Source organism: Saccharothrix hoggarensis (genome assembly GCF_042678885.1).
GTDB lineage: Bacteria > Actinomycetota > Actinomycetes > Mycobacteriales > Pseudonocardiaceae > Actinosynnema > Actinosynnema hoggarensis.
Window position 1 is genome coordinate 1 of sequence record NZ_JBHTLK010000326.1, and the last position, 5770, is coordinate 5770.

The 5770-nt window shown below is 69.9% G+C and carries 8 protein-coding genes, 2 tRNA genes and 1 pseudogene; 7 read left to right on the forward strand and 4 right to left on the reverse strand.

Annotation, left to right across the window (positions count from 1 at the left end; genetic code table 11):
• From ACFQ3T_RS33735 to ACFQ3T_RS33750, 4 genes and pseudogenes are all read left to right on the forward strand, one after another.
• The coding region (locus tag ACFQ3T_RS33735; RefSeq protein ID WP_380729736.1) for a DUF3566 domain-containing protein at positions 1 to 416 on the forward strand (416 nt) is incomplete at its 5' end.
• 64 nt (positions 417 to 480) lie between these two features.
• Positions 481 to 554 (forward strand) — tRNA-Ile (locus tag ACFQ3T_RS33740).
• Positions 555 to 589: 35 nt separating this feature from the next.
• Positions 590 to 703 (forward strand): annotated as a pseudogene (locus ACFQ3T_RS33745) (DLW-39 family protein); the annotation flags it as partial.
• A 39-nt stretch (positions 704 to 742) separates the two neighbouring features.
• A tRNA-Ala gene (locus tag ACFQ3T_RS33750) sits at positions 743 to 815 on the forward strand.
• 418 nt (positions 816 to 1233) lie between these two features.
• On the opposite strand, the gene ACFQ3T_RS33755 is transcribed toward ACFQ3T_RS33750, so the two are convergent.
• Complete coding sequence (locus tag ACFQ3T_RS33755; protein ID WP_380729738.1) at positions 1234 to 1611, reverse strand: DoxX family protein; 378 nt, start codon at positions 1609 to 1611, stop codon at positions 1234 to 1236.
• A gap of 166 nt (positions 1612 to 1777) precedes the next feature.
• Between ACFQ3T_RS33755 and ACFQ3T_RS33760 the strand changes: the two genes are divergently transcribed.
• The gene (locus ACFQ3T_RS33760; protein ID WP_380729740.1) at positions 1778 to 2326 is read left to right on the forward strand and encodes a DUF2020 domain-containing protein; all 549 of its coding nucleotides are present in this window, start codon (positions 1778 to 1780) and stop codon (positions 2324 to 2326) included.
• A 54-nt stretch (positions 2327 to 2380) separates the two neighbouring features.
• Here the strand turns inward: ACFQ3T_RS33760 and ACFQ3T_RS33765 are convergent, their stop codons facing one another.
• Positions 2381 to 2890, reverse strand: coding sequence for a hypothetical protein (locus ACFQ3T_RS33765; protein WP_380729742.1), 510 nt, complete (start codon positions 2888 to 2890; stop codon positions 2381 to 2383).
• Between the two features lie 204 nt (positions 2891 to 3094).
• On the opposite strand from ACFQ3T_RS33765, the gene ACFQ3T_RS33770 reads away from it, so the two are divergent.
• Together ACFQ3T_RS33770 and ACFQ3T_RS33775 are read left to right on the forward strand one after the other, a co-directional pair.
• Complete coding sequence (locus ACFQ3T_RS33770) at positions 3095 to 3643, forward strand: peptidylprolyl isomerase (protein ID WP_380729744.1); 549 nt, start codon at positions 3095 to 3097, stop codon at positions 3641 to 3643.
• Positions 3644 to 4525: a rhomboid family intramembrane serine protease gene (locus ACFQ3T_RS33775; RefSeq protein ID WP_380729746.1), complete on the forward strand. Its 882-nt coding sequence runs from the start codon at positions 3644 to 3646 to the stop codon at positions 4523 to 4525. It abuts the gene before it with no gap.
• A gap of 30 nt (positions 4526 to 4555) precedes the next feature.
• Here ACFQ3T_RS33775 and ACFQ3T_RS33780 read toward each other — a convergent pair whose 3' ends face one another.
• Together ACFQ3T_RS33780 and crgA are read right to left on the reverse strand one after the other, a co-directional pair.
• Positions 4556 to 4969, reverse strand: coding sequence for a PH domain-containing protein (locus ACFQ3T_RS33780; RefSeq protein ID WP_380729748.1), 414 nt, complete (start codon positions 4967 to 4969; stop codon positions 4556 to 4558).
• Positions 4970 to 5185: 216 nt separating this feature from the next.
• Positions 5186 to 5452 (reverse strand): cell division protein CrgA, encoded by a 267-nt coding sequence (gene crgA / locus ACFQ3T_RS33785; RefSeq protein WP_053714567.1) that lies wholly within the window; start codon positions 5450 to 5452, stop codon positions 5186 to 5188.
• Positions 5453 to 5770 lie beyond the last annotated feature (318 nt).

Genomic DNA, 5770 nt, shown 5'->3' on the forward strand with positions numbered 1-5770 from the left:
CGGCCAACGGCGGTCGTCCGGCCGCCGCGCCGTCGGCCCGCCGTCCGGGGCGCGGGCCGCGCCGGGCGAGCCTGCAGGTCAAGCGGGTCGACCCGTGGTCGGTGCTGAAGCTGGCCCTGGTGCTGAGCGTGGCGCTGTTCTTCGTCTGGCTCGTGGCGGTCGGCGTGCTGTACGGCGTGCTGAACGGCATGGGCGTGTGGGACAAGATCAACAACACCGCGAACGACCTGCTCCAGGGCAACGAGCCCAGCGGTGACCCGCTGATCAGCGCCGGTCGCGTGTTCGGCGTGGCGGCCATCGTGGGCGCGGTGAACATCGTCCTGTTCACCGCCCTGGCGACCGTCGGGTCGTTCGTCTACAACGTGTCGGCTGATCTTGCGGGCGGCCTGGAAGTGACCTTGTCCGAGCGCGAGTGACCGGGTCACCACCCGATTTGGGGCGGCGACGGGAGGTGCTGTAGTCTTGCCGTCGTTGCCCCGAGGGCCTATAGCTCAGACGGTTAGAGCGCTTCGCTGATAACGAAGAGGTCGGAGGTTCGAGTCCTCCTAGGCCCACCGGAAGTTCACAGGTGTTGCAGAGGGGAATCGCCGTGAAGAAGATCATCGCACTAGTCGCAGTCGCCGGTGCGGTCCTGTTCTTCGTCAAGCGCAGCCGCTCGGCCAAGGCCGACGACGACTTGTGGCGCGAGGCCACGGCTCCCACGGTCTGACCCGCGAGGGCGGTCCATCTGCCGCCCCCGTGAGGGGACGTAGCTCAATTGGCAGAGCACCGCCTTTGCAAGGCGGGGGTTAGGGGTTCGATTCCCCTCGTCTCCACGAGCTCATGAGCGAGGTGTGTTCGCGGAAAGCGCGAACCTGCCTCGCTCGTCGCTTTTTCTGGGGGTGCGACCCCCAGGCCTCGCCCGGGAGGCTTCACCCCCGGAACCCCCTCCGGGGCGCTGCGCCCCCGGACCCCCGCGACTGCGGGCTGGGGGGCCACGAAGTGGGGCCGCTGGTGCCCGGACTGCGGGCCGGAAGGCCACGTGGTGGAGTCGCCGGTGGCGGGCTGAGCGGTGGGCCGTCTGGGGGCGTTCGGTGACTGTGAAGGTTTGACCCCGTCGGGCGGGGGCGAAAGTTTCGGGTCTCGTGTTTACTGGGAGTGTGGTCCCGGTTCGCCGGGGCCGCGATCGCGGAAGGCAACAAGTGAGGGCCCGCACCCAATGCCGCTGGGTGCGGGCCCTCGTTCTGCCCACTGTTACGCGTTGACCAACGCTTGTTCCCGCTTGCGCGCGGCGATCACCTTGTCCACGGCCCAAGCGCCGGGACCGGTGAACGCCAGCAGCAGGAACACCCACGCGTACACCGCGGCCAGCTCGCCCTTGTTCTGGATGGGCAGGAGCCCGGCGTGCTGGTGGACGACGAAGTACGCGTAGGCCATCGCACCGGAAGAGAGCAGCGCGGCGTACCGGGTGCCGAGGCCGATGACGATCATCGCGCCACCGACGAACTCGATCAGACCGGCCGGGCCGGCAGGCCAGTCGGTGATCGACACGGCACCCTTGGACCCGAGCACGCCGAACAGCTTCTGCGCGCCGTGGCACATGAACAGCACGCCGATCACAATCCGGAACACAGCGATGGCTTGGTCTCGACCGCGGTCAAAGATGGTCATCTTGACTCAGTCCTCACATTGCAGGGGCGGCCGGCAGGGTGAGGACAACGCTAACGGGCATGACGTTATGTGCCTAGGTGGTCACGGTGTCGATTCACCTTCTTGCATCTGATTGACTGGCTGCCCTATGAACCGAGTGCTGCACACCACCCTGCCTTCCCTGCTGGTCATCGGCGCCTTGACCGCCTGCGGCACCGCCGAACCCGCCGCGGCCCCTCCCGCCACGACCAGCGCGGCGGCGACCACGACGACCACGACACCCGCCGGACCGCCACCCGTGCCGGAGCCGACCGCCGACGGCCAGTGCCCCTACCTGGCGTCCTCCTTCGTGCAGGAGGCGAACGGCCAGCTCGCGCCGAGGGTTCGGCTGTCCGCAGACCGGCCCAACCCGGCGTGCTTCTTCTACGCGAACGCCAAGGACGTGCAGCTGTCCGTCTGGGTGTTCCAGGGCGACCCGGAGACGGCGAAGGCCGTGGTCGACCGGGCGGCGCCGGTGGCGTCGTCCAACCCGGCGACGGCGCCCGACGGCTGGACGGGCGGGGCGGTGACCACGGACACGGGCGCGGTCTACGCGGTCTCCAAGGACGGCGCGGCGGTGGTCGTGACCAGCAACCAGAAGCAGACGATCAAGACGCGCCGGATCGCCGAGACGGTCGTCGGCAACCTCGGCCTCTGACGCACGGCTTCGCGCCCGTCCCGGAGCGGGGCGGGCGCGAGGTGCCGGTGGCGGTCAGCTGCGGCTGTGCTGGTCCGAGACCTGGCCGTTGCGGGCCGCGTGCACGGTCTCGGTCGTCGCCCCCGGAGTGGTGGTCGGGCGGTCGGTGGGCTCGGCCGTGATCTCCACGTCCTCCTCCTGCAACCGCACCTCCTGCGGCCGCTTGGTCAGCGCCACGTACCCCGCGACCGCGGCGGCGATGAACACGCCGAGCACCCACGGCCAGCGGCGGCGGTTGGGCTGCTTGGCCGACGCCATCTCCTTGCGCGCCTGCTTCGCGGCCTTGCGGACGTCCTTCGCGCGGACCTTCGCCTCCTTGCGCGCCCGCTCGGCGGCCTTCACGACGTCCTTGCGGACGCCCTTGGCCCTCTTCGCGAGCTGCTTGCGGCTCCGGCGGGTGGACTTCTCGACCTCTTCGGCCTTCTCCACCAGCAGACCCGCCTTGTCGGCGACGACACCCCGGACGAAGTCCTTGGTCACACCGCGCTCGGCGAGCTTGCCCTCGGCGCGTTCCGCGAGTTGCACGGCCGCGCTAGCACCGACGTGACCAGCGCGGACGGCACCGAGGCGGGCTGCGCGCACCGCCTTGCCGACCGACTCCCCGGCCCGGGTCATGGCGTCTACCTCATCCATATCTCGCTCCAGCAGCTGTCGGTCAGTCACGTACCAGGCTGTACCCATCGTGCCCCTTCCCCAACCACCTCGCCCGGTGATGGCACGATGGTGTGCGTGGCAGACAGCAACGAATCGTTCGTCGGGACCAAGGTGACGGCGACCCTGCACACCTCGCAGGGCGACATCCGCATCAACCTCTTCCCCGACCACGCTCCCAAGACGGTGGCCAACTTCGTCGGCCTGGCCGAGGGCACGAAGAACTACTCCGAGCCCAACGCGAAGGGTGAGCAGACCGGCCCGTTCTACGACGGTGCGATCTTCCACCGCGTGATCGCGGGCTTCATGCTCCAGGGCGGCGACCCGACCGGCACCGGCCGCGGCGGCCCCGGCTACAAGTTCGCCGACGAGTTCCACCCGGAGCTCCAGTTCAACAAGCCGTACCTGCTGGCGATGGCCAACTCGGGCCCCAACACCAACGGCTCGCAGTTCTTCGTCACGGTCGCGCCGACCACGTGGCTGAACTTCAAGCACACGATCTTCGGCGAGGTCGCGGACCAGGAGTCGCGCAACGTCGTGGACGCGATCGGCGCGCTGCCGACCGGCGCCGGCGACCGTCCCGTCACCGACGTGGTGATCGAGAAGGTCTCGGTCGAGCGGGCCTGAGTGGCCGATTCGCCGAACTCCCCGCCGCCCGGTGAGCCGGTCGGGGCGCGGCCGGACCAGCCGGTCTGCGTCCGCCACCCCGATCGGGCCACCGGGCTGCGGTGCGTCCGCTGCGACCGGCCCTCGTGCCCGGAGTGCCTGCGCGACGCGTCCGTGGGCTACCAGTGCGTCGACTGCGTGAACGAGGGCCGGCGCACGGTGCGCCGACCGCGGACGTTCGTCGGCGCCGAGGTGACCGGCGGCATGGTCGTCACGCGGGTGCTGATCGCGGTGAACGTGGTCGCGTTCCTCGCGTCCGCCCTGCTGGCGGGCTCGCTGTGGGAGAACTACCAGTCGCGGGAGTTCGCCGACCTGGAGATGTGGCCGGCGGCGGTGTACTTCGGCGAGTGGTGGCGGCTGCTCACGTACGGGTTCCTGCACGTGGGGCCGTTGCACCTGGCGTTCAACATGGTCGCGCTGCACATCCTGGGGCAGAAGCTGGAGCCGGAGTTCGGCCGGCTGAGGTTCCTGGCGGTGTACCTGCTGTCGCAGCTCGGCGGCGGGCTCGCCGTGTACCTGTTCGACAGCGTGGACGTGAGCGTGGCGGGCGCCTCGGGCGCCGTGTACGGCCTGATGGGCGCGTTGCTGCTGGCCGCGGTGCGGGGGCGGTTCGACTTCGGCTTCGTGCTGAGCGTGGTCGTCCTGGCCACGGTGTTCAGCTTCTTCCAGCCCAACCTCTCGCTGCTCGCGCACGGCGGCGGGTTCGTGATCGGCTCGGCGGTGACGGCCGGGCTGGTGTACGCGCCGGCGGTGCGGCGGGAGCGGTGGCACGCCCTGGCGGTCGGCGGCGCGTTCGCGCTGATCGTGGTGATGGCGTTCGTGCGGACCGGCCAGCTGGGCTGACGTGCCGCCGGTCACCCGGACGTGGCGGTCCTACGGTCGGAGGGCGTGGAGGACGTCGGCCACGTCGCGCGGGTCGGTGCCGAGGTCCATCGGGGTGAAGACGAACAGCTCCTCGTCCTCGCCGCGCTTCCAGTCCAGCTCCAGCGTGGCCGTTTCCCGGCCCAGCCGGCGGGTGCGGGCCAGGCGGACCTTCACCTCGTGCCAGGGCAGCAGCCTGGCGCCCGTCAGGGTGCGCACGGTGAGCCCTGAGTCGTCCACCAGGAGCCTCGGGCGCACGAAGGTGCCGTAGGCGCCCAGCGCGAGCAGGAGCAGCGTGGCGAGGCACAGGAAGACCCGACCGGTCGGGTCGGAGCCGATGATCGTGACCAGCAGTGACACGGCGGCGAGGCCCCAGGCGAGGCCGACCATGCCGGGTTGGGGTGACCAGGAACGCGGTGGGTTCACGCTTCCGAGTCTGCCGCACTTGTGGACAACTGGAGCCCCCGACCGGGGCTTGTGCAAATTGGCGCAAAGTTGTCCACAGGAGTTGTCCCCATTGGGGATGACTTACACCCGTGTGCTTCGGTGACCGTCCGGTGAACCAGGTGAACTACCGGGGAACGTGGAACGGCCCGGACGTGGTGCACGTCCGGGCCGTCGGCCACTCGGCGTAGCGCGTGGTCAGCGCCATTTCATGGTCATCAGCAAGCCGACGATCATCAGGGCGAATCCGATGCCGAAGTTCCAGGACCCGAGGTCCATCATCACCGGGACCTTCTCGCCCGCGATGTAGTTGACCACCAGCCACGCCAGCCCCAACAGCATCATGCCGAGCATCACGGCGACGTAGACGGGGTGCGACGGCCCCGCTGCCTTGACCTTCACCGGGGTGCGGCGATCGGCAGGCGCCGTGTAGACGGCCTTCTTGCGGACCTTGGACTTGGGCATGCTGTCCTCGCCTGACGGGTGGATAGGCCTCCAGTGGCGCGAGTTCACGTCCACTGCTGGATGAACACGTTAACGTAACCGAGCAGGTCCCTGAAGCACCGTGTAGTCCTGGAACGTTCGGTTTGGGAGGTTTTCCGGTGAGCTACGACCCGCCTCCGCCGCAAGGCGGCCCGCCGGGCCGGCCGCCACGACCCGGACCCCAGCCACCCCGGACCCCCGGCGAGCAGCCCCCGCCGGGCTACCGGCCACCCACGCCACCAGGTGGTTTCCCCCCGCCGGCCACTCCTCCCGGCGCTGCGGGCCGGGTCGGCGGCGCCG

Coding starts and splice junctions, on each gene's coding strand:
- ACFQ3T_RS33760 (WP_380729740.1), top strand. CDS start 1,778: ATGAACCGAGTGCTGCACACCACCCTGCCTTCCCTGCTGGTCATCGGC.
- crgA (WP_053714567.1), bottom strand. CDS start 5,452: ATGCCCAAGTCCAAGGTCCGCAAGAAGGCCGTCTACACGGCGCCTGCC.